At 59.8% G+C, this 20,540-nt stretch carries 23 protein-coding genes; 7 read left to right on the top strand and 16 right to left on the bottom strand.

Annotated elements, in window-relative coordinates:
* Positions 1 to 157: 157 nt before the first annotated feature.
* On the top strand, positions 158 to 376 hold the full coding sequence (locus tag ACF66B_RS00995) for a DUF1127 domain-containing protein (RefSeq protein ID WP_111428670.1): 219 nt from the start codon (positions 158 to 160) through the stop codon (positions 374 to 376).
* Between the two features lie 127 nt (positions 377 to 503).
* Here ACF66B_RS00995 and gfa read toward each other — a convergent pair whose 3' ends face one another.
* Positions 504 to 1,145, bottom strand: coding sequence for an S-(hydroxymethyl)glutathione synthase (gene gfa, locus ACF66B_RS00990; protein WP_111428671.1), 642 nt, complete (start codon positions 1,143 to 1,145; stop codon positions 504 to 506).
* A 109-nt stretch (positions 1,146 to 1,254) separates the two neighbouring features.
* On the opposite strand from gfa, the gene ACF66B_RS00985 reads away from it, so the two are divergent.
* Genes ACF66B_RS00985 through ureG form a run of 3 tightly spaced genes read left to right on the top strand, consistent with a single transcriptional unit; the run spans position 1,255 to position 3,307 of the window.
* On the top strand, positions 1,255 to 1,791 hold the full coding sequence (locus ACF66B_RS00985) for an urease accessory protein UreE (RefSeq protein WP_111428672.1): 537 nt from the start codon (positions 1,255 to 1,257) through the stop codon (positions 1,789 to 1,791).
* A 14-nt stretch (positions 1,792 to 1,805) separates the two neighbouring features.
* Positions 1,806 to 2,678, top strand: coding sequence for an urease accessory protein UreF (locus tag ACF66B_RS00980; protein ID WP_392663718.1), 873 nt, complete (start codon positions 1,806 to 1,808; stop codon positions 2,676 to 2,678).
* Positions 2,675 to 3,307 (top strand): urease accessory protein UreG, encoded by a 633-nt coding sequence (gene ureG, locus ACF66B_RS00975; protein WP_111428674.1) that lies wholly within the window; start codon positions 2,675 to 2,677, stop codon positions 3,305 to 3,307. Before ACF66B_RS00980 ends, ureG begins: the two co-directional genes overlap by 4 nt.
* A 19-nt stretch (positions 3,308 to 3,326) precedes the next feature.
* Here the strand turns inward: ureG and ACF66B_RS00970 are convergent, their stop codons facing one another.
* The 4 genes from ACF66B_RS00970 to ACF66B_RS00955 all read right to left on the bottom strand — a co-directional run bounded on the left by ACF66B_RS00970 (position 3,327) and on the right by ACF66B_RS00955 (position 6,341).
* Entirely contained in the window at positions 3,327 to 3,983 is a 657-nt protein-coding gene (locus tag ACF66B_RS00970) for a hypothetical protein (RefSeq protein ID WP_111428675.1), read from the bottom strand.
* Between the two features lie 100 nt (positions 3,984 to 4,083).
* A complete protein-coding gene (locus ACF66B_RS00965; RefSeq protein WP_111428676.1) occupies positions 4,084 to 4,899 on the bottom strand; it encodes an alpha/beta fold hydrolase in 816 nt (271 codons plus the stop codon).
* Positions 4,899 to 5,135, bottom strand: a complete 237-nt coding sequence (locus ACF66B_RS00960) for an Lrp/AsnC ligand binding domain-containing protein (protein ID WP_111428677.1) — start codon at positions 5,133 to 5,135, stop codon at positions 4,899 to 4,901. The genes ACF66B_RS00965 and ACF66B_RS00960 overlap by 1 nt, the downstream gene beginning before the upstream one ends.
* 291 nt (positions 5,136 to 5,426) lie before the next feature.
* On the bottom strand, positions 5,427 to 6,341 hold the full coding sequence (locus tag ACF66B_RS00955) for an EamA family transporter (protein WP_162683163.1): 915 nt from the start codon (positions 6,339 to 6,341) through the stop codon (positions 5,427 to 5,429).
* Positions 6,342 to 6,421: 80 nt separating this feature from the next.
* Between ACF66B_RS00955 and ACF66B_RS00950 the strand changes: the two genes are divergently transcribed.
* Positions 6,422 to 6,772 carry a carboxymuconolactone decarboxylase family protein gene (locus tag ACF66B_RS00950; RefSeq protein ID WP_111428679.1) on the top strand — a complete coding sequence of 117 codons (351 nt, stop codon included), beginning with the start codon at positions 6,422 to 6,424 and terminating at the stop codon, positions 6,770 to 6,772.
* Between the two features lie 32 nt (positions 6,773 to 6,804).
* Here ACF66B_RS00950 and ACF66B_RS00945 read toward each other — a convergent pair whose 3' ends face one another.
* Positions 6,805 to 8,115, bottom strand: a complete 1,311-nt coding sequence (locus ACF66B_RS00945) for an FAD-binding oxidoreductase (RefSeq protein ID WP_111428680.1) — start codon at positions 8,113 to 8,115, stop codon at positions 6,805 to 6,807.
* 347 nt (positions 8,116 to 8,462) lie between these two features.
* Here ACF66B_RS00945 and ACF66B_RS00940 point away from each other — a divergent pair, with 347 nt between their 5' ends.
* Positions 8,463 to 8,837 carry a GGDEF domain-containing protein gene (locus tag ACF66B_RS00940; protein ID WP_111428681.1) on the top strand — a complete coding sequence of 125 codons (375 nt, stop codon included), beginning with the start codon at positions 8,463 to 8,465 and terminating at the stop codon, positions 8,835 to 8,837.
* 397 nt (positions 8,838 to 9,234) lie between these two features.
* Here the strand turns inward: ACF66B_RS00940 and ACF66B_RS00935 are convergent, their stop codons facing one another.
* The 8 genes from ACF66B_RS00935 to ACF66B_RS00900 all read right to left on the bottom strand — a co-directional run bounded on the left by ACF66B_RS00935 (position 9,235) and on the right by ACF66B_RS00900 (position 18,378).
* Positions 9,235 to 10,611: a glutamine synthetase family protein gene (locus ACF66B_RS00935; protein ID WP_111428682.1), complete on the bottom strand. Its 1,377-nt coding sequence runs from the start codon at positions 10,609 to 10,611 to the stop codon at positions 9,235 to 9,237.
* Between the two features lie 85 nt (positions 10,612 to 10,696).
* Positions 10,697 to 11,677 (bottom strand): agmatinase, encoded by a 981-nt coding sequence (speB, locus tag ACF66B_RS00930; RefSeq protein WP_111428683.1) that lies wholly within the window; start codon positions 11,675 to 11,677, stop codon positions 10,697 to 10,699.
* Positions 11,674 to 12,474 carry an ABC transporter permease subunit gene (locus ACF66B_RS00925; protein WP_392663712.1) on the bottom strand — a complete coding sequence of 267 codons (801 nt, stop codon included), beginning with the start codon at positions 12,472 to 12,474 and terminating at the stop codon, positions 11,674 to 11,676. The genes speB and ACF66B_RS00925 overlap by 4 nt, the downstream gene beginning before the upstream one ends.
* The gene (locus ACF66B_RS00920) at positions 12,471 to 13,412 is read right to left on the bottom strand and encodes an ABC transporter permease subunit (RefSeq protein ID WP_111428684.1); all 942 of its coding nucleotides are present in this window, start codon (positions 13,410 to 13,412) and stop codon (positions 12,471 to 12,473) included. The genes ACF66B_RS00925 and ACF66B_RS00920 overlap by 4 nt, the downstream gene beginning before the upstream one ends.
* A complete protein-coding gene (locus ACF66B_RS00915) occupies positions 13,409 to 14,545 on the bottom strand; it encodes an ABC transporter ATP-binding protein (protein ID WP_111428685.1) in 1,137 nt (378 codons plus the stop codon). Before ACF66B_RS00915 ends, ACF66B_RS00920 begins: the two co-directional genes overlap by 4 nt.
* Positions 14,546 to 14,610: 65 nt before the next feature.
* Positions 14,611 to 15,696, bottom strand: coding sequence for a polyamine ABC transporter substrate-binding protein (locus ACF66B_RS00910; RefSeq protein ID WP_111428686.1), 1,086 nt, complete (start codon positions 15,694 to 15,696; stop codon positions 14,611 to 14,613).
* 25 nt (positions 15,697 to 15,721) lie between these two features.
* Complete coding sequence (locus ACF66B_RS00905; protein ID WP_111428687.1) at positions 15,722 to 17,029, bottom strand: FAD-binding oxidoreductase; 1,308 nt, start codon at positions 17,027 to 17,029, stop codon at positions 15,722 to 15,724.
* On the bottom strand, positions 17,029 to 18,378 hold the full coding sequence (locus ACF66B_RS00900; protein ID WP_392663708.1) for a glutamine synthetase family protein: 1,350 nt from the start codon (positions 18,376 to 18,378) through the stop codon (positions 17,029 to 17,031). The genes ACF66B_RS00905 and ACF66B_RS00900 overlap by 1 nt, the downstream gene beginning before the upstream one ends.
* A 370-nt stretch (positions 18,379 to 18,748) precedes the next feature.
* On the opposite strand from ACF66B_RS00900, the gene ACF66B_RS00895 reads away from it, so the two are divergent.
* Positions 18,749 to 19,231 (top strand): NUDIX hydrolase, encoded by a 483-nt coding sequence (locus ACF66B_RS00895; protein WP_162683164.1) that lies wholly within the window; start codon positions 18,749 to 18,751, stop codon positions 19,229 to 19,231.
* 24 nt (positions 19,232 to 19,255) lie between these two features.
* Here the strand turns inward: ACF66B_RS00895 and ACF66B_RS00890 are convergent, their stop codons facing one another.
* Together ACF66B_RS00890 and dapD are read right to left on the bottom strand one after the other, a co-directional pair.
* Positions 19,256 to 19,591 (bottom strand): hypothetical protein, encoded by a 336-nt coding sequence (locus ACF66B_RS00890; protein ID WP_111428689.1) that lies wholly within the window; start codon positions 19,589 to 19,591, stop codon positions 19,256 to 19,258.
* A gap of 7 nt (positions 19,592 to 19,598) precedes the next feature.
* The gene (gene dapD / locus ACF66B_RS00885; protein WP_111428690.1) at positions 19,599 to 20,435 is read right to left on the bottom strand and encodes a 2,3,4,5-tetrahydropyridine-2,6-dicarboxylate N-succinyltransferase; all 837 of its coding nucleotides are present in this window, start codon (positions 20,433 to 20,435) and stop codon (positions 19,599 to 19,601) included.
* Positions 20,436 to 20,540 lie beyond the last annotated feature (105 nt).

Below are 20,540 nucleotides of genomic sequence, written 5' to 3'. Positions count from 1 at the left end.
TCACAGAAACGTTTAAATTTTACTCATGCTGCACTGCAGTAGGCGCATGGCAGGGTTGCACTCTGATGGGTTGCGCCACCGCATTGGCAGCGTCATGTTCTATGCAAGCCTTCAAGACAACTGTGTAACTCTGTTCCGGCTTTAAGGAGCTGTCATAATGAGCATTCTTGACCATATGACGCATCATGCGTCACTTCGGGAAACTCTCGCAAATACGGCAACAAAAGTGATTGACTGGTTCGAAAAGAACTCCGGTCGAGGCAGGGCCGCGGCGCTTGCCGCACGCCTGAGCGCCATGAGCGATGACGAGCTCTCCGAGCTCGGCCTGACGCGCGACGAGATCGTCCAGCACGCATTTCAGCGCTTCATGTACTGAGTGAGGAACCGGGGCGTGCGTGAAAGCAGCACGCCCCGAAAGGGATGATCTGTTCACGGCTCCACGGATCCCGAAACGGCCGATCTCCGCCCGGGAAGCTCAGGAACCAGACGCCCTTCGAAACCGGCTAATGCAGAGCGCCGCTCTTCTTTGCGACATGTGTGGCGATCGCATCCATCAAAGGGGGCGAGAGCGCATCGTAGGGTTCGAGACCGAGCTCTCGCAAACGCCCGCGAATGCCATCCATCCGGCTCGGATCAACACCGGACTCTATGACCGAAGAGACGAATGCCGCGAATTCGGGCGGCGCCCAGCCCTTCTCCGTCGAAAGCTCCGTATGCACGAAATCGAGCCCGTAGAACGGATGCTCCGTATTTTCGATCCGGCCGAACATATGCACACCGCAATCCTTGCAGGCGTGGCGCTGGATGGCGGCGGCGGGGTCGACGACGGCGAGCTTGTCCGCGCCGGAAATCACCTCGACCTTGTCCCGGGAGACCACTGCAATCTGGGAGAAGATCGCCCCTTTCGGCTTCCAGCACTTGGTGCAGCCACAGGCATGATTGTGCGCGACCTGGGCAGAAACCTTCACATTGACCGGATTGCTCGAGCAACGGCATGTGAGCGTGCCACCAGAGAACCCCGGCGCTGCAGGCGGAAAGCCATTGTCGATTGCTGGGTGAAGCTTCACCCCTGCGTAGGACGGGCGGGGCGGAGGCGATGGCGCTTTGGTGTTTTCGCCGCCGAAAAGACTTGATAACAATCCCATCTCGGACCTCCCGTTATTTTTCTGTGTATCGGGAAGTAGCACAGCTCGTGGCATGGCCCTACACAGCGAAAGGTATTGGCCGTCGCCCGTGCTCCAGTCAGGAGGCAAGATGTCCGATACCCAGACTTCCCATCATGTCCGCCGTCGCGGAAGCTGGCCCAAAGCTGAAGAGACGCAGCCTGACACCATAACTCTCGATTACGAAAGCAGATTCCTGAGGCGGAAGTGTATCGTGACCGATGGCGGAACCGGGCTTCTCGTTGATCTTGCCGAAACGACCTCACTCGAAGAGGGCGATGCACTCGAGACAATGGAAGGGCGTCTGATCGAGGTCCGGGCGGCGCCCGAGGCATTGATCGAAATTCGCGCCGACGGCGCCAGCCTAGCGCGCCTGGCTTGGCATATCGGCAATCGGCATACCCCGGCCCAGATCGACCATGATCGCATCCTTATTCGTGAGGACCATGTCATGAGGGATATGCTCCGACGCCTTGGAGCGGAACTGAGGCCAGTGACCGGGGCCTTCAAACCGGAAGGCGGCGCCTACGGCCATGGCCGCACACTTGGGCATCACCATGGTCCAGCGACGTCCGATCCGGCTCATGTCGGCGACGCGCATCATCACCATCATTCCACAGACGGGTAGTCCGGGCATGCTCCTTGAAAAGAAGAGCGGATTTCGTCCTGAAGGTCATCCGCCCTCGGCCCAGCGAAGCCGCCGAGCTCGCCGCTGGCGCCCTTCTGCTGTCTGGGCTTGTTCCCCTTCGCAGCGGCTCGACCAGTATTCCGGAGATACAAACGGCTGGAAATCTGTGGAAGCCCTGTGCCGCAGCGAGATTGCCGTTGCGAAAATCTGATGCAGAAGGTGTGCCGGATATCGCAACAGGCGCGATTCCCGCAGACATGATATCGCTTCAGGTCCTCACATCCTGGTTTTCCCCATCTTACCCAGTCGGGGCCTACAGCTACTCACACGGGCTCGAATGGGCGATAGAGGACAACACCGTTAGAAACGGCGAGGATCTCCAAGGCTGGATCAGCGATCTTCTTGCGTTCGGTGCCGGGCGCAGCGATGCGATCCTTGTCGCCGAGGCTTACCGCTCTTCCGATCCCCATGACCTAATGGAGCTGGCTGACGCGCTGACACCCTGCTCGGAGCGGCATCTTGAAACCATGGCCCAGGGCACTGCCTTCGCAAGAACGACAGCAGCAGTCTGGAACATCCCGCTCGAACCGATGCCATATCCGGTTGCCGTCGGCACAGCAGCACGCGCCCTCGCCCTGCCCCTGCAGCCGCTTCTGATGCTTTTCGTACAGGCTTTCGCGGCCAACATAGTCTCAGCGGGCGTTCGTCTGATCCCGCTTGGCCAGACCGAGGGCCAGAAGACGACGGCGCGCCTGATGCCCCTCATTGAACGTGTGGCTCGGGAGGCGGAGGAGTCGACTGTCGCGACACTGGGCAGTATGTCAACCGGCGCCGATCTGGCCTCCATGCTTCACGAAACCCAATATACGAGGCTTTACCGCTCATGACGCAAGCTCCAGTCAGATCGCCGCACGGCCCTCTTCGGGTCGGCATCGGTGGCCCCGTCGGCGCAGGCAAGACAGCATTGATGGACCAGCTCTGCAAGCGAATGCGGGATCGGTGGTCCATCGCGGCAATCACCAATGACATCTACACGCGGGAGGACGCGGAGTTTCTTATGCGCAGCCAAGCCTTGCCGCTCGAGCGGATCATGGGCGTGGAAACGGGAGGCTGTCCGCATACTGCAATCCGGGAAGACGCCTCCATCAATCTCGTGGCGATCGACGAGATGGTGAAGCGTATTCCGGAACTCGATATTGTCCTGATTGAGTCCGGCGGCGACAATCTGTCCGCCACCTTTTCCCCCGAGTTGGCCGATATCACTCTCTATGTGATCGACGTCTGCGCAGGCGACAAGATCCCTCGCAAGGGCGGACCCGGTGTGACACGCTCAGATTTGCTCATCATCAACAAGATTGATCTTGCGCCCTATGTGGGGGCGTCGCTCGAGGTCATGGAGCGTGACTCCCGCAAGATGCGTGGCGATCGCCCGTTTGTCTTCTGCAATGTCAGGGATGGCAAGGGCGTCGACAGCGTTATAGACTTCATCGCAAAAGCTGGCGGCTTGCCGATCTGAACACCAACTGGCGTCGCGGTCACTCCCCCGGCGGAACCTCTGTAACGCGGAGGCCGCGCGCCAACTCTCGCCCCATTCGTCTCGGGCTCAAACCGGCTTCGTAGGCTTGGCGCAGCGGTGCTTCATCCATAAGATCGACAACAGACACGCCGCCGGTATGGACTGCCAGAAGCTCATTGGACCGGTCGACCTCGTCGCGAAAGGCAAGGTACCAATCCTCCCAGGCACGCGCCGGATTTGATAAGAGATCCTTGATCTCCATTCCTAGGTCGGTGCCAGAAAACTGTTTTATTTCATACCTGTAAACGACAGCTGCCCGATCAAGAAGATCAAGATCCAACCGGGTAAGAGTGACGCAATCCGCATTCACTGCGAAGCGCTCCAGCAGGCGTCCGAGACAGAGCCCGAACACTAGGCTCTCGCCGTCCATCCGCCGCTGTGCCACCGCCGAAGCAAAGGCAATGGCAGCAAGAGCGAATTTGTTTGGCAATGGTCCTTCGCGCTGATCCACGAGATGCGGCGCTGCGGCGCAGAGCTCTCTCAGGAGGTGGTCCGCAGTCTTCATTGGATCGAGGCTCGTCAGGCCCTCATGACGAAAGATATCCAGAAGACGTTGCATGATCGCGGCAGACTCAGCCTTTCTGACGCTCGCCTTGATGCTGCGCAGGAAACCCAATGCACCGTCCTCCGGACGCGATCCAAATCAGACGGGACCATGCGCTCGACAGATTTCCAATTCGTTGAATGTAACGCACTTGAGGTGCCGATGACATTGATCAGGCGAATGTAACCAGCGCAGAGAGAGCCGAAGTCGGGCTCAAAAGCGGGTCGATGACATCGAAATGATGCCGGCGCGGCGCGATCATCCGCCGCAAAGTCACGTCAAATCCGCTCCAGATCGTGTCGAGCAGCACGGATTGCCGCACGAACTCCGGCCGATCCGCTTCACCGACCCACACGTGGATCTCCTTGCCCGCGATAGGTTCGCACAAGGCCGGGCTTTCCGCGACGGCTTCGGCTCGATCTAGGTGCAAATCGCTGTTCGCATTCATTCGAAGGAAGGGACGGAGGTCATGAACGCCGGCGATCGAAACAACTCGGCCGATCCGCGCGAGAACCCCCGGCGACAATCGGCTGTCGGCGCAGATCTGGCGCGTAACGAGATGCCCGCCCGCTGAATGCCCGGCAAGTACAATGGGCCCCTCAACGACGTGAGCCACCTGTTCGATGGCGTCCGTCACCGATCGTGTGATGTCCGAAATCCGGACCTCTGGCGCGAAGGGGTAGCCCGGCATTGCAACGGCCCATCCACGGGCGACCGGTCCGGTTGCATAATGTGAGAAGAGCTCCCGGTCGAAACGCCGCCAATAGCCACCGTGCACAAAGACAACTAGCCCGACCGGCCGCTCGGCGGGCAAATGCAGATCGAGCTTCTGCCGTGGATGATCTCCATACGCAAGGTTTGCCCTGAGCCGCTCCGGCCCGCGCGACAGCCGGTAGGCATTCGCAGCGGCGGCCCAAAGCATGGGATAGCGTGCGCCGTTCGGAATGTAAGGTGTACATGCGAAGGCATCATCCCAGTCGATTGCCATCAGAAGGCTTTAAAGGTGAGCGTCGTGAGACTCCGATCGATATGCGGGATATCTAGGATCTTCGCATTGATATAGCGCCCTATATCCTCTTCCTCGGGGATGTAGACCTTGAGGAGGAGATCGTATTCGCCTGATGTCGAATACAGCTCGGAGGCGAACTCCCTGTCATAAATGGCATCGGCCACTTCATACGTACGGCCCGGTGTGCAACGCAACTGGATGAAGACGCAATTCATGTCTCACTCCCTTTTCCGGGGGAACTTTGGCGCCGCTTGGCGCCCGACGCAATTGTCTTTTTGCCCTAATGGCCTACTGCCGTTTTCGTGGCCGCGAGGTCAAGTCTACGCAAGCCGAGCCAAAAGCATCACCGGGCATGGGTAGCTTTGTTTCGAATGGTCTCACACTAGTTACGGCGACGCTTGTTGGTATCCAAGACTGCATTTTTACCCGCAATATAAATATATTACGAAGATAATTTTCCACTTTTATGCCCGGCGGCGTCACGTAGCCGGTCCCGGTTCAGGCCATCACGGGGCGACGTTCCCGTGCGGCGTCAGGACAAGCAGAATGATGCCAGCCGAAACAAGCAGGATGCCGAGTGTTTCCCGAAAACTCGGATGCTCGCCAAAGATGATGCGAGCCGTCAGATAGCTGAAAACAAGTTCAATCTGGCCGACAGCCTTCACTTGGGCCGCGGAAACCATCGCGAACGCCGCAAACCACGAGAAGGAGGCGATCATTCCAGCCACACCCACAGGCACGGCGACGCGCCAGGCCGAGAAGACCCGGCCGACCTCGCCTGGCACCCGGCGGTTCATGAAGATTGTGAGAAGAAGGGTCTGAAGCACGGTGACAAAGGCAAGAGTCGCCGCAGCACGCAATACCGGCGTGTCGGGAGGCGCATCAAGCGCAAGCGCCGCGGCCCGGTAGGCCACGCCAGAAAATGCAAAGGCGGCACCGGCCGCAACCCCGATCCCAACGGCACGAGCCGAAAAAGCGCCGGCCGCATCCCGGACCGCCGAAAGCAGTGCAACTCCACATAGGCTCACGAGGATCCCCACGAGGGCAAGCGGCGCGATCAGATCCCCGAGCAACAGGTACCCAAAGAGCGCGGCCTGCACCGTCTCGGTCTTCGCGAGCGTGTTACCCACTGCGAAGTTCCGGAGTGAAAAGAGATGCAGAAGAAGCAGCGTGCCGGCAATCTGCCCGAACGCGCCCCCCACCGACCAGATAGCGAAGGTGACCGTAGGGCGGGGCATGGTCTGGCCGCCGAACGAAATCAAACCAACCACGAGCAGCACGGCCCATGGTGCCGCAAAGACGAAGCGAGCATAGGTCGCGCCCAATACACTGACCCTGCGGGTCAGCGCCTTCTGGAGTGCGTTGCGAAAGTTCTGGAGAAATGCCGCTGTGACCGCCAGAAGCACCCAGAGGCCGGTCATCGGCATCTTTGCACGTTGACAGCGCACACAGTCATATTAGGGTTCATGAATACATTTCCTCGCAAGGTTCGAGAATTGGCATGAGCAAGAACTATCCCGAAATAACGAAGCGGATCGTCGGTGGCATCAAGCAACTGCGAAAAAACATTCCCGATACGATGCAGGGGTTTAGCGCCATGGCTGGTGCCGCCACCAAGGATGGCGTGCTGGACGGCAAGACGAAGGAATTGATTGCGTTGGCCATCGGCGTGGCGACGCGCTGCGACGGATGCATCGGCTTTCACACCGAGGCTTTGGTGCGGCTTGGGGCGACACGAGCGGAAATCGAGGAAACCCTCGGCATGGCGATCTACATGGGAGGCGGGCCATCGCTCATGTATGCCGCCGACGCGCTGCTCGCCTTCGAACAGTTCAGCGGCGACAAGGCCTGAGCCCCTCACCAGATATTTCGAACACCGATCCTTCACAGACGATCGCGAAGCGCATACCAACTCATCGCGAGCGCCAGAAGTGGCGCCCGCAACGCCCCGCCACCGGGGAAACGCGTCTGGGGCAGCTTGGAAAATACATCAAAGCGCCCGGCCTGACCGGCAACTGCCTCCGCCATCAGCTTGCCCGAGAGCGTTGCCATCGCCACGCCATGACCGGAGAAACCGGCCGCGGAATAGACATTCGGGGCGAGCCGCTGCAGCGCGGGCATCCGGTTCACCGTGATCGCAAGCGTGCCACCCCAAGCGTAAGCAATCCGTGTGTGCGCAAGCTGAGGATAGACCCGGAGCATGTTTGGCCGCACAAGCGCCGCAATGTCGCCCGGGAAACGATAGCCATAGGTTTCGCCGCCCCCGAACAGCAGTCGCCGATCTTCGGAAAGCCGGAAGTAGTTGACCACGAAGCGGGTATCCGCCACGGCGACATCGTCGCGGATCAAGGCACGGGCCGCGTCCTCGCCCAAGGGGTCGGTGGCAATGATAAAGTTGTTGATCGGCATGACCCGAGTCGACACTTCCGGCTCAAGACCGCAAAGATAGCCGTTGCAGGCAAGGACCACATGCCGCACCCGCACACTGCCATGCGCGGTCTCGACCTGCGGCCGCGGTCCTGGATGAATTGCCGTCACCCGGCTTCGTTCATGGATGCGCACCCCGGCTTCGCCTGCGGCTGAGCCAAGACCCAGCGCATAGGAAAGTGGGTGGAGATGTGAGCCTCCCTTGTCGAGCACGCCGCCCCAATAGGCCTCCGTTCCGAGCGCCAAACGGATCGCGTCGCGGTCAAGGGGTTCGGTTTCCAAATAACCGTAGGTCCTGGCGAGGTTCTCTGCATCCGCATGTAGCGCGCGGACATAGCTCTTGCGATGCGCTGCGTGGATGACGCCAGGCCGAAGGGCGCAGTCGATTGCGTGACGTTCGATGCGCCGCCGGACCAAGGCCTTTGCCTCCTCGGCCATGGACCAGAACCGCCGCGCCATGTCGATACCTACAGCCTTCTCAATCCAGGACTGGTCCTGACGCTGGCCCGATCCGACTTGACCGCCATTCCGGCCCGATGCCCCCCAGCCAAGACGCTGCGCCTCCAGAAGCACGACGTCGAAGCCGGCTTCCGCGAGATGGAGCGCAGCTGAGAGGCCAGTATATCCCCCGCCGATCACGCAAACATCCGCGCTCGCGGCGCCAGCAAGCGCAGGAAGCGGTGGCGGGGCTGCGACACTTGCGGCGTACCAACTCGGGGCATGCCGCCCGGGCGTGTCATTGACGGTAAGAAGATCGAGTTGCCGCATGTCGAATCCGGTGGTTGCGCGCGCTCGGTATCAGGATGCGTGTCGGCTGGCCAGCTGGCAGCACATTAGTACTGCTTCACCCGGATTGACTAGGATCCGCCGAAAACACAATCATAGATGTGACTTTTATGGGATTCCTGCACGCAATTTTCGAACGACTGAAACTTGCCGGCACTCCTCAGCCTGCATCGCGTATTGATCTTCAGACCCTTGCCGACAGCTTCTAGTATACGGCCATGCAGGGCGCGCGCGCCGGAGAGTGTATGCTCGCAAGGGTGGCTTTGCCATTCTGTAAGATGTACCGTTGGTGCAGGCATCCATGAAGCGAATGATGGTCGGGCAACGCCATGATCATCTCGAGATACGAGCGCGCCACGAGGACGGGGCAGGTCATACGGCTCGACGGAATAGTGCAATTCACTCAGCGCAACGGCCTCTCGTCAGGCGAAATGACAATCGTTCTGCGCGATATCGGCGAGCGAAAAACCTGGAAGAGGGAACTGGACGCGCTTGCCTTCACGGATGCGATCACTGGGCTGGCAAACCGTCGCGGCTTTGACTTGGCAATCGGGCACTACTGCCAGGATACCACGTACATCGGTTCCCGCCTCTCGCCCATCCTGATCGATCTCGATCACTTCAAAGAGGTGAATGACCATTTCGGTCATCAGGTCAGCGACGACTATCTGCGCGTGATCGCGACGTTCTGCGGTCGGGCATAGTGGCGCACGATGCGATCGCAGCGCTATGGCAGTGAGAAAATGGCGCTGATCCTTCCCGCTGTGGACACTAGAGGCGCCGTGGAGCGCACCAAAGCAGTCCGAGGCGATTGTCCTCGGCCTCCGGCTGCTGGGACCACCCTTGGAGATGCCACGTGCGGTCTCTCAAGCATAAGTGCGGGCATCGCGACGGAACTGCTGCGTCCGGAGGAAGCATCGATATGCCCGCAGGGCCGCTCATGGCCGCTGACCGGGCGCCCCGCAAGGCAAAGAGAGAGTGCGCAACAGCACTGAGTCAGCGGTAATTTTGCGGCCGGAGCAGTGCCTCGCGAGCTAGATCAAAACCGTTTCAGATTGAATCGCAATCTAAAAGAGGATTCCACTCCAAGCAGCATGATGTTCAGACGTTCAAGAGCAGATGGGCCCGCTCCCAAGGCGAGATGACCCTCAGGAAAGTTTCAATCTCGTCGCGCTTTATCGCCTTGTAAACGCTACAGAATTCCCGGCCCAGCAAAGCTGCAACCTCACTCCCCTCGGCTTCGAAGAGATCGAGCGCGGGAAGGAGATCGCGGGGAAGCGCCCTCGCCCGTCGATAGGCCTCTCCCGTCACCGGATCGCGCGGTGTCATCCCTTCCTTCATGCCCAGATAGCCGCACGCCAGCGATGCCGCCAGCGCTAGATAAGGATTGCAGTCCATGCCAACGATGCGGTTCTCAATACGGCGGGCCTCCGGCGGCCCAATGGGAATACGCAAGCCGGTGGTGCGGTTGTCGGGACCCCATTCGAGATTGATCGGCGCAGACCCTTCGGGAACGTAGCGGCGGTAACTGTTCACATATGGTGCGAAGATGCACACGACGGAGGGAAAGTGGAGCTGCTGGCCGGCAAGATATCCGTAGAACAGACTGCTGGCGCTGCCGTCCGGCTCGCTGAAGAGGTTTCGCCCGGACTTTGTGTCCACCACCGACTGGTGGATATGCATGGCGCTTCCCGGCTCATCCTGCATCGGCTTTGCCATGAAGGTTGCGAAGCAATTGTTCCGGAGCGCCGCTTCGCGGATCGTCCTCTTGAAGAAGAACACCTGATCCGCGAGCTTCAGCGGATCGCCGTGAATGAAATTTATCTCGACCTGACCCGCGCCACCTTCCTGGATGATCGTGTCGATCTCGAAGCCCTGCACTTCGGCGAAATCGTAGATGTCGTCGATGACCTTGCCATACTCGTCAACCGCCGACATCGAATAGGCCTGCCGGCTCGCCATCTGACGCCCCGTGCGGCCGAGCGGGGGTTCGATCGGCTCGTTGGGATTGAGATTGGGCTTGATGAGATAGAATTCCATCTCTGGCGCAACGACCGGCTCCCAGCCTTCGCGGGCATAGAGATCAAGGACTCGCTTCAGAACGTTCCGCGGCGCGACCGGAACAGGATTCCCGCTCAGATCCTCGATGTCATGTATGACCTGCACGGTGATATCATCGGCCCAGGGCGCAGCGGTGGCCGTCGTGTAGTCGGGTTTCAGGACCATGTCTGCTTCGGTCCACTGATGCGCGATATCCATATCGACATAATCGCCCGAGATCGTCTGGTAAAAGAGCGAGGTCGGCAGATACATCCGGTCGCCACGCGAGAACTTCTGGAAGGGCATGGCCTTGCCGCGCGAAATCCCTGCGATATCGCAGATCACGCATTCAACTTCCTCGACCCGGCGATCTGCAACCCAGTCGCGAAAGCCCGCGGGAAGCTTGTCGAAAGCGATGCGGCGGATATCCTCACTCATGCGTGTTCCGTTTCTGTTGGCGGCGCACATTCGAGCGCCTTTCGATTCCGTCGCGTCAGGACGTTCCTTCAATTGGTAAGGCGGGTCAGACTCCCGCTTCCAACCCGATCTCCACACCGCTTGCGCCCGACCTCTCGGCAATTAGACAGAGCCAGTCATGCGCAAGGTGTGCCGCAGCCAATGCCGTTATTTCAGCACTATCGTATGGCGGAGACACCTCCACGATGTCCATCCCCACGAGATCGAGCCCGGCGAGCCCTCGGACAATCTCGAGCCCCTGCCAGCTTGCCAGACCGCCGGGCACTGGCGTGCCGGTCCCTGGCGCGAAAGCCGGGTCAAGGCCGTCTATGTCGAAGGAAAGATAGACGGGCGCCCCGCCGGCCCGGGCCCGCACCGTTTCGATGGCCCGGCCGACTCCGTAGCGATGGATCCAAGGTGACGTCAGTATCCCGATCCCGAGACTGTCATCGTGATAGGTCCGGATACCGAGCTGGGTCGAGCGCGCCGGATCTATGAGCCCCTCGCGTATCGCCCGGCCCATCATCGTGCCATGATCGATACGATCCGGATCGTCCGGCCACAGATCTCCATGGGCATCAACTTGCACGAGCGCAAGGGGGCCGTATTTTGCCGCATGGGCCCGCAGCAGAGGCCAAGTAACGAAATGGTCGCCGCCTAGCGAGAGAAGCTTCGCGCCGCTCTCGAGAACGTCCCCCGCCGCGGCCTCGATTGCTGCCGGGACGGCCGCAGGATGATGAGGGTCCAGCATGCAATCGCCGCGATCAACGATTGCGAGGCTGGTCAGCAGATCGAAGCCGAATGGGAAGGCCTTGAGTTCGGCGAGTTGCACCGAGGCCGCCCGGATCGCGCGCGGGCCGAGTCGGCAGCCGGGACGGTTGGTCACGGCACTGTCAAACGGGAGGCCCATCACGGCCACGTCAACACCCTCGAGATCCCGAGAATATCGGCGGCGCAGAAAGGACAATGCGCCGCCATAGGTCATTTCCGTAACGCGAGAGCGATTGTCTCTGGCGCGAAACGCGCCGTCTCCTTCCACTTCGGTCAAGAACGCCGGCTCCGTTTGAGCTGCCAGGTGGCGACAAGGACACCCAAGGCAACGATGGCGATAATGATTGTCGCAAGAGCGTTTATGTCCGGACTCACGCCCAGGCGGACCTTCGAGAAGATGACCATCGGGAGGGTCGATGCGCCAGGGCCGGTCACAAAGCTCGCGATCACGAGGTCGTCCAGAGAGAGCGTAAAGGCCAGCAACCAGCCCGCAATCAGAGCCGGAGCGATGACGGGGATGGTTATGTCGAAGAAGACCCTGACGGGCCGCGCGCCGAGATCCATTGCAGCCTCCTCAAGACTACGATCGAGGCTCGCGAGGCGCGACTGCACAACCACCGCCACATAGGCCATGCAGAAAGTCACATGAGCGATAATGATCGTCGTCATGCCACGCCCGGCCGGCCAGCCAATGAGCTGATCCATTGCAACGAAGAGCAGGAGAAGCGAAAGGCCGGTAATGACATCGGGCATGACGAGCGGTGCAGTGACCATCCCCGTCAGCAAGGCCCGGGTCCGAAAACGGCCAAAGCGGGTCAGAACATAGGCCGCGAGGGTTCCCAGGACGACCGCAGCGGTGGCCGACACCACGGCGACCTGGATGCTAACCCAGGCTGCGCGCAGGATCTGGGGATCGCGAAAGAGCTCGCCGTACCACTTTGTCGAGAAGCCACCCCAGACGGTCACGAGCTTGCTCTCATTGAAGCTGAAGATGATGAGCGACAGGATCGGCGCGTAGAGAAAGATGAAGCCCAGAACGCAGAAGATCACCAAGAACGTCGAGGCTCGCATCATGTCTCCTCCTGGGCGTGCGCCTGCGCGTTGCGCAATATCATGATGGGGATGACGAGCGCGATGAGCATGGCGATCGCCACTGCACTCGCAACGGGCCAATCGCGATTAGAGAAGAACTCGCTCCAGAGCACCCGGCCAATCATGAGCGTATCCGGCCCGCCGAGCAGTTCCGGAATGACGAACTCTCCGATTGCCGGAACGAAGACCAGCATAAACCCTGCAATGATCCCCGGCATGGAGAGCGGGAGGGTCACGTTGAAGAAGGTGGCGAGAGGGCGTGCGCCGAGATCGGCCGACGCCTCGAGCAGGGACGGATCGAGCTTCACTAGATTGGCGTAAAGCGGAAGGATCATGAAGGGAAGATAGGTATAGACGATGCCGAGATAGACCGCGAAATCAGTCTGAAGCATGACAAGGGGCTGATCAATAAGGCCCGTCCAGAGGAGAAAATTGTTGATGACGCCGTTGGAGCGCAGGAAGCCCTGCCACGCATAGACCCGCAGCAGAAACGAGGTCCAGAACGGCAGCATGACCAAGGTGAGCAGGAGCGTACGGCGTGGCTCGGGGCTCCGGGCGATGTAATAGGCCATCGGGTAGCCGACCAAAAGCGCGATACAGGCCGAAATGAAAGCAACCTTCAGCGAAAAGACATAGGCGTTGAGGTAGAGCGGATCATCCAGAAGATATCGATAGTTCCCCAGATTGAAGCTGAAGATCGCCCTTTCCCCATCCCACTCGAGGATCGGGAGATAAGGCGGAAGAGCGATCGCAGCCTCGCTGAGGCTGATCTTTGCCACAACGAGGAAGGGGATCAGGAAGAAGACTGCAAGCCAGAGCACCGGCACGGCTATCACGAGACTTCGACCGCCAAGCCCGAAGCGCTGCAGCAGGGATGCCGTGAGACGAAAGGGAGCGAAGGTGGTCAGAGCGCGGCTCATCGAGTCAGCACCACACCAGCATTGTCATCCCAGGACACCCAGACGTTCTCATCCCAGGAGATCGCATCTTCGACATGGCGCGACAGATTGACCTGCGTCGCGTTCAGATGCCTGCCCGAAGGAAGCCGCAGCCGATAGATCGATAGATTTCCCATGTAGGCGACTTCATCGACCATCGCCGGAAAGGTGTTCGGCAGATCTGGTCTTGCGCGGCTGAGCCTGAGCTTTTCGGGCCTGATCGCGTAGAAGAGCTCCTGACCGGGGCTGCAGGAGACACCGTGTCCGACGTGGATCACACCTTCGAGCTCCGGCGTCGCTATGTCGATATGGTCAGCCTCGTCCACCGTGACATGGCCGGCGAAAAGGTTCACCGAGCCAATGAAGTCGGCCACGAAACGCGAGTTCGGATGCTCATAGATCTCCGCCGGCTCACCCACCTGCACGATGCGGCCGGCGTTCATGACGCCGATGCGTGAGGAAATCGTCATTGCTTCCTCCTGATCGTGCGTAACGACGATGAATGTGACGCCGAGGGTCTCCTGGATCTTCACCAGCTCAAACTGAGTCTCTTCGCGAAGCTTCTTGTCGAGTGCGCCAAGCGGCTCATCGAGCAACAGCAACTTCGGACGCTTGACGAGGGCACGGGCCAGGGCCACGCGCTGACGCTGCCCCCCTGACAGCTGGTCCGGCTTCCGGCCGGCAAAACGTTCCAGCTGTACGAGCCGGAGCATATCTGCCACGCGCTCCATGGCCTCGGCCTTGCGAACGCCTTCACGCAGCAGCCCATAGGCGATGTTGCGCTCTACCGTCATGTGCGGGAAGAGCGCATAGGACTGGAACATCATGTTCGTCGGACGGTCATATGCCGGAATACCGGCCATATCCTGCCCGTCGATTTCGATGCTGCCCTCAGTCGGCGTCTCGAAACCGGCCAACATTCTGAGGAGCGTGGACTTTCCACAGCCGGACCCACCGAGAAGGCAGAACAGTTCACCCTTGTAGATATCGAGAGAAACATCGTCGACGGCGACGAAATCATCGAACTTCTTCGTGATGCTCTGAATGCGGACAAAGGGCTGCGCACTTCCGGAAACCCATGGTTTTGCCAGGGCGGCAACTTCCTTGATGGTCATCGGGCCTCCGGAAAAGCAACGGGAAACGGGGCGCAGCTTCACGCCCCGCGGGACACCAACAGATCTTACTGACCGGTGCGGACCTGCGTCCAGAGCCGCGTGAAGTCACGCTCGGTGCGTGCGTCACGCATCGCGGACGGGAAGAGATTTGCTAGCACATCCGCGGGCGGATAGATTTCCGGATTATCCTTGATCTCGGGGCTCACGAACTCAAGCGAGTCAGGGACCGCGTTCGGATAGAACACGTAGTTGGTGATATCCGCCATGATTTCCGGCTGAAGGATGAAGTCGATGAACTTGTGAGCTGCATCCGGGTTCGGGGCATCCGCGGGGATTGCCATCATGTCGAACCACTGCAGGGTCCCTTCCTTCGGGATTGAATAGTTGACCGTGATCCCGCGCGCCGCCTCCTCCGCCCGGTCCGCCGCAATGAAGACGTCGCCCGAAAAACCGACGGAAACGCAGACTTCTCCGTTCGCAAGGTCCGAGATGTATTGCGAGGAATGGAAATACCGGATGTAAGGGCGAATTGCCTCGATCAGGCCGGCAGCTTCGGCAATCTCGTCACGGTTGCTCGTTCCCGGATCGTAGCCGAGATAGTGGAGAAGCGGCGGAAAGACTTCGGTCGCGCTGTCGAGCACGGTAATACCGCAATCGGCAAGCTTTGCCGCGTTCTCTGGATTCAGGATCAAATCCCAACTGTCAACCGGTGCATCCTCGCCCAGGCGCTCGCGCACCATGTCCGGATTGTAGCCTATACCGTTGGTGCCCCACATGTAGATGATCGCATGATCATTGTTCGCATCGTAGGCTGCGGCACGCTTCATCTGCTCAGGATCGAGATTGTCAAGGTTGGGAATCTTGGACTTGTCCAGCGGCATGTAGATTCCGCCCGCGATCTGGCGGCGCAGGAAATCAGAAGTCGGCACGACAAGATCATAGCCGGATGAGCCCGCGAGAAGCTTTGCCTCGAGTACCTCATTGGAGTCGTAGACGTCATAAATGACGTCAATCCCGGTCAACGTCTCGAACTTTGCGATGGTGTCTTCGGCAATGTAATCGGACCAGTTGTAGATATGCAGCTCTTCCGCGAACGCGGGAGCTCCGAATGCAAATACGGCTGCTAGGACGGGAGCTTGACGCAAATTCATATAAGCATCCTTCTACGATTCGGGACTACATTCCCAGGCGATCCCTCAACGCATACCACCAAGATCCCACGACGGAATAGGGCACGGCGAACCGGCGGCCACCGGGAAAGGGAATCCAGGGCACTTTCTGGAACACATCAAAGCTGCGGCGATCACCATCGACCGCCTTGCCCAGAATCTGCCCAAAAAGATGGCTGCCAACGACACCATGACCGCTGTAGCCTTGGGCAAAATAGGTCGCATTCCCAAGACGCCCCATCTGGGGCACCCGGCTGAAAGAGATTGCACAATTGCCGGACCAAGCGAAATCGACGCCCACCCCCTTCAGATCCGGGAAGACCTTTTCGAGACTGGGTAGCAGCTTTGCGCGGATATCGGCTGGATCGCTTCCACCGTAGACCGTTCCGCCACCAAAGAGCAGCCGCCCGTCCGCCGAAAGCCTGTAGTAGTCGAGTATGTAGCGCACGTCCTCGACACACATGTCAGTGGGCAAAAGTGCCCTGCCACGTTCACCCAGCGGCTCGGTCGCGATGATCTGGGTAGAGAATGGCATGATCCGGTTCTCGAGCTCCGGCACAAGGTGACCTAGATAGGCATTTCCTGCCAAGATCAGTACTTCCGGCCGGATCGCCCCGGTCGCCGTCCGCACGACAGGCCTACCGGCAGGATTCTCGACAGAGATCACCCTGCTCAGTTCGTGGATGGTTCCGCCCAAGCTCTCAAACGCCGCAGCTTCGCCTAGGGCAAGATTGAGAGGGTGCATGTGACCGCCAGAATGATCGAGCATGCCGCCAAGATAGATATCTGACGCTATGTGCCTGCTCAACGCGGCCCTGTCGAGCATCTCGAAATTATCGTGACCGTGACGCCGCCAGAGCGACTGCTTGGCTTCGAGCTCCTGCATCTGCTTCGCAGTGAAGGCGGTGAAGATGTTACCGTCCCTCAGATCGCATTCGATACCATATCGTGCAACCCGATCCCGGATGATCTCGCCACCCGTTTGAACCACTGTCCCGACAAAATCGGCGGTATCTCGGCCGTAACGCGCCGTGATCGTCTCGAGACTTGCGTTGAGGCCATTTACAATCTGCCCACCGTTGCGCCCAGATGCGCCCCATCCGATCCGAGCGCCTTCCAGCAGAACGACCTCATGCCCCCGCTCCGCGAGCTCAATCCCGGCTGAAAGGCCGGAGAATCCGCCGCCGACGATGCAGACCTCCACCTTCCGCTCGCCTTCGAGCGGCGGGCGCGCTGCTGCAGGATTGGCCGACGCCGCGTAATAGCTTTCGGGATAGGCGCCTCCGGCCGTGTAATCCTTCGCCGCGCGGGCCATCACACTTTCTCCAGGTAGGTTTCAAGTTCGAACGGACTGATCCGCTGGGAGAACACCTGCAATTCCTGCCGCTTCATTCCGAGGAAGGCGTCTATGAGCGTCGGCGAAAAGATCCGCCGCATAGCCTCACTCGTCTCGAAGAGTTCGATGCCATGCCGCCAGTCCGAAGGGAGCACCTCTCCCGCAAGCGCATCGCTTGGGGAGGTGATCGGAGCGGGCGGCTCAATCCGACGTTCAATTCCCTCAAGCGCCGCGCCGAGAATTGCCGCGAGTACAAGATAGGGATTGGAATCAGTTCCCGCGACCCGATGTTCGATCCGCCGCGAGCGATGCGATCCACCCGGAATCCGAACCGCCGCGTGGCGGGTCTCATACCCCCAACAAACACTATGGGGAGCATGCGATTCAGGCTGCCAGCGACGATACGAATTCAGGTGCGGCGCAAAGACGAGAGCTGATTGTCGCATCATCGCGAGAACGCCGCCAACCGCGTGCCGCATCACTTCCGAACCTTGGCTGCCTCCGTCGTCGAAGACGTTCCGGCCCTCGCTGTCGATGAGGCTGAAATGCACATGGAAACCGGACCCAGCCCGATCGAGAAAGGGCTTGGCCATAAAGCTCCCCGCCAGATTGTAAGTTCGGGCAATGCCCTTCACCAGGCGCTTGAAATACAGCGCATCATCGGCAGCGCGCATGGGATCGTCGACATGCAGCAGATTGATCTCAAACTGCCCGCCTCCGTTTTCCGAGATCGCACTGTCGGCCGGGATGCCATAATCTTCGCAGGTCCGGAACACGTCCGCAAAGAAGCCCTCAAAATGATCGATGTCATCGAGGCTCAGAACGTCATTGCCATCAAGCAGCTGCCCCGTGACCGGGGACGTGGGCGGAGTCGGCATATCGCCGCTGGTGTCCACAAGATAGAATTCCAGCTCGGTGGCGACGACCGGTCGAAGCTTGAGCGCGTCATATCGCGCAACGATCGCGGCAAGCGCACGGCGCGGATCTGCAAGGTGCGGCTCGCCCGCCTCCGTCTGCATCCAGAGCGGCAAAAGCGCGGTCGGTGAGCCGAGCCAGTCCATTGGAAGGATCCCGCGGCCGGTCGGAAGACAAATGCCGTCGGCATCGCCTTGTGCAAACACCAGCGGATTGTCCTGGACATCCGCGCCCCAGATATCCGGGCAGGTTACCGAAAGCGGCATCCGGAGTTGACCGTCGAGAATCTTTTCGGCCTGCACTATTGGCATGCGCTTGCCGCGCAAGACGCCATTAAGGTCACAGACCGCGGCGCGAAGACTTGTGATTTCGGGGCGGGCTCCCAGCCACTGCAACGGTTCCTGGCTTGTCACTTCGCACTCCGAAAACTGGCATCCGCCCCACTCCACCAAGAAAAGCCCAGACGAGCCCGCTCAAACTCCATCTAGCGACGGGCGATCTCCGGACTGTTGCCGTGGAGGGTGAAGCCACAATGAACCACGCAACGGCAAGATTACATCGCTCCGACTTGCTGCGTCCACATCAAGCTATAGAAAAGAGCCGCAATGGTGAAACGCTAGGACCGGCGCGCCACAAATCATTCACGACAATGTTACAAAATGAAGAACTCACTCAACTGGAAGGTGAAGCATTGACGTCGCGCGAGGGAGATGCTGGATTGCAGTCGAGCATACGCTAAATAAGAATGGCTCCAGGGAAAACAGAAGAGAAATGAAATTGTTGATGGAGGATTTCACAATCGTTCAGAGCAGGCGCAGCGCGGTAGCGGCAATGACCAAGCATGGTCAGCCCCGCAGCCTGCAGGTTGCTGCTTTGTGCTGGCGGCGCAACCAGAGGGGTAAAATCCGGATACTGCTCATTACGAGCCGTGATACCGGGCGCTGGGTCATACCGAAGGGCTGGCCAATGCATAACCGAAGCCATGCCGAAGCCGCAGAGCGCGAAGCCTTTGAGGAAGCTGGCGTTCAGGGCAATCTGCGCCACGAAAGCCTTGGCCTCTTTACTTACCGTAAACAGCTGGGTCGCGGGCGCTCGATCCTTTGCGTCGTCCAGGTTTTTGCCCTCGAAGTGCAGACACGTCTCAAAAAATATCCCGAGAATGGTCAGCGCCGTGACGTCTGGCTTTCGCGCAAGAAGGCAGCACGCGAAGTCAGGGAACCGGAGTTGCGGACCCTTATCCGGAAATTCAACCCGGATGCGCGCTGATCCGGCGATTTGCCTGTGAGACTTCTATTTCTTGCCGTCATCGAAGAAGGGCGTGACCTCAACGACGATGACGGCATTCTCTTCAGCGGCGCGGTCCATCAGGGCGCGCTCTTCCAGATCAAGGCCGCCATCCGCTTCCCGCTCTGCGCGCGTGCCGTACGCGGTGACGTCTAGGGGGGCGAGTCCTGCGGTCTTCAGCACGGCGACCGTTTCGCGCACGGCTTCCGCTTCATCCCGCGCCGACGCGTAACAGAGAAGGCCTGCCCCCGTCGCACGATCGGGAAGCCCGTCACCGAGCTTCCGACCGACCTGAACGACCAAGGTGTGAACTTCGGATTCTGCTGACTCGGGGCGCGTCATGCAAAGCTCAATCGCGGAGAAGGTCGTTGATAGATGTCTTGGACCGCGTTTTTGCATCTACCCTTTTGACGATGACTGCGCAGTAGAGATTTACGCCGCCCTTGGACGGCATGGAGCCAGCGACGACGACGGAACCCGCAGGCACCTCGCCGTACATAGTCTCGCCCGTCTCACGGTCGACGATCTTGGTCGACTGCCCAATAAACACGCCCATACCAAGGACAGAGCCTTCACGCACGATGCAGCCTTCGACCACCTCCGAACGTGCTCCGATGAAGCAGTTGTCCTCGATGATCGTCGGCCCGGCTTGCATCGGCTCGAGAACACCTCCGATCCCGACGCCGCCCGAGAGATGCACGTTCTTGCCGATCTGCGCACAGGAGCCGACCGTCGCCCAGGTGTCGACCATCGTCCCGGTGTCGACATAGGCGCCAAGGTTGACGAAAGAGGGCATCAGCACGACACCGGGGGCTATATAGGCGGAACGCCGCACTACACAGCTCGGCACGGCGCGAAATCCTGCCTGCTTCCAGTCGTCAGGTCCCCAGCCCTTGAACTTGGAGTCGACCTTGTCCCACCAGCCGCCACCTTGCGGTCCGCCGTGTTGCGGTTCCATGTCCTTTAGGCGGAATCCAAGCAACACGGCCTTTTTCGCCCACTGGTTGACGTGCCAGACGCCATCCTCGCCACGCTCCGCCACACGCAGTGAACCGTTGTCGAGCGCGTTAAGCGTCGTCTCGATGGCCGATCGCGTGGCGCCGCTGGTTTCAGGCGTGATGGACTCGCGTGTATCCCAGGCGGCCTCGATGGCAGCCTCGAGTTCAGCATGGGAATCTTGCGACATGATCGGCCCTCTCGATGCGTTCGCGGTAGCGGAAATGCGGGCGAAGCTATAATTCGGTAATGTCGGGGTGGCAATCTGCCCGGAAAAAATTCCCTTGAGGACAAT

Origin of the sequence: Amaricoccus sp. B4 (assembly GCF_043226085.1) — a bacterium.
Lineage (GTDB): Bacteria > Pseudomonadota > Alphaproteobacteria > Rhodobacterales > Rhodobacteraceae > Amaricoccus.
This window is presented reverse-complemented; position numbering and strand designations above follow the sequence as displayed.

Excerpts from the sequence above, each read along its gene's own strand:
- ACF66B_RS00950 (WP_111428679.1), top strand. The coding sequence starts at position 6,422 with ATGAGCAAGAACTATCCCGAAATAACGAAGCGGATCGTCGGTGGCATC.
- gfa (WP_111428671.1), bottom strand. The coding sequence starts at position 1,145 with ATGGGATTGTTATCAAGTCTTTTCGGCGGCGAAAACACCAAAGCGCCA.
- ACF66B_RS00960 (WP_111428677.1), bottom strand. The coding sequence starts at position 5,135 with ATGAATTGCGTCTTCATCCAGTTGCGTTGCACACCGGGCCGTACGTAT.
- dapD (WP_111428690.1), bottom strand. The coding sequence starts at position 20,435 with ATGTCGCAAGATTCCCATGCTGAACTCGAGGCTGCCATCGAGGCCGCC.
- ACF66B_RS00945 (WP_111428680.1), bottom strand. The coding sequence starts at position 8,115 with ATGCGGCAACTCGATCTTCTTACCGTCAATGACACGCCCGGGCGGCAT.
- ACF66B_RS00940 (WP_111428681.1), top strand. The coding sequence starts at position 8,463 with ATGATCATCTCGAGATACGAGCGCGCCACGAGGACGGGGCAGGTCATA.
- ACF66B_RS00955 (WP_162683163.1), bottom strand. The coding sequence starts at position 6,341 with ATGACCGGCCTCTGGGTGCTTCTGGCGGTCACAGCGGCATTTCTCCAG.
- ACF66B_RS00895 (WP_162683164.1), top strand. The coding sequence starts at position 18,749 with ATGGAGGATTTCACAATCGTTCAGAGCAGGCGCAGCGCGGTAGCGGCA.
- ACF66B_RS00890 (WP_111428689.1), bottom strand. The coding sequence starts at position 19,591 with ATGACGCGCCCCGAGTCAGCAGAATCCGAAGTTCACACCTTGGTCGTT.
- ACF66B_RS00915 (WP_111428685.1), bottom strand. The coding sequence starts at position 14,545 with ATGACCATCAAGGAAGTTGCCGCCCTGGCAAAACCATGGGTTTCCGGA.
- ACF66B_RS00985 (WP_111428672.1), top strand. The coding sequence starts at position 1,255 with ATGTCCGATACCCAGACTTCCCATCATGTCCGCCGTCGCGGAAGCTGG.
- ACF66B_RS00935 (WP_111428682.1), bottom strand. The coding sequence starts at position 10,611 with ATGAGTGAGGATATCCGCCGCATCGCTTTCGACAAGCTTCCCGCGGGC.
- ACF66B_RS00995 (WP_111428670.1), top strand. The coding sequence starts at position 158 with ATGAGCATTCTTGACCATATGACGCATCATGCGTCACTTCGGGAAACT.
- ACF66B_RS00905 (WP_111428687.1), bottom strand. The coding sequence starts at position 17,029 with ATGGCCCGCGCGGCGAAGGATTACACGGCCGGAGGCGCCTATCCCGAA.
- ureG (WP_111428674.1), top strand. The coding sequence starts at position 2,675 with ATGACGCAAGCTCCAGTCAGATCGCCGCACGGCCCTCTTCGGGTCGGC.
- ACF66B_RS00965 (WP_111428676.1), bottom strand. The coding sequence starts at position 4,899 with ATGGCAATCGACTGGGATGATGCCTTCGCATGTACACCTTACATTCCG.
- ACF66B_RS00925 (WP_392663712.1), bottom strand. The coding sequence starts at position 12,474 with ATGATGCGAGCCTCGACGTTCTTGGTGATCTTCTGCGTTCTGGGCTTC.
- ACF66B_RS00920 (WP_111428684.1), bottom strand. The coding sequence starts at position 13,412 with ATGAGCCGCGCTCTGACCACCTTCGCTCCCTTTCGTCTCACGGCATCC.
- ACF66B_RS00910 (WP_111428686.1), bottom strand. The coding sequence starts at position 15,696 with ATGAATTTGCGTCAAGCTCCCGTCCTAGCAGCCGTATTTGCATTCGGA.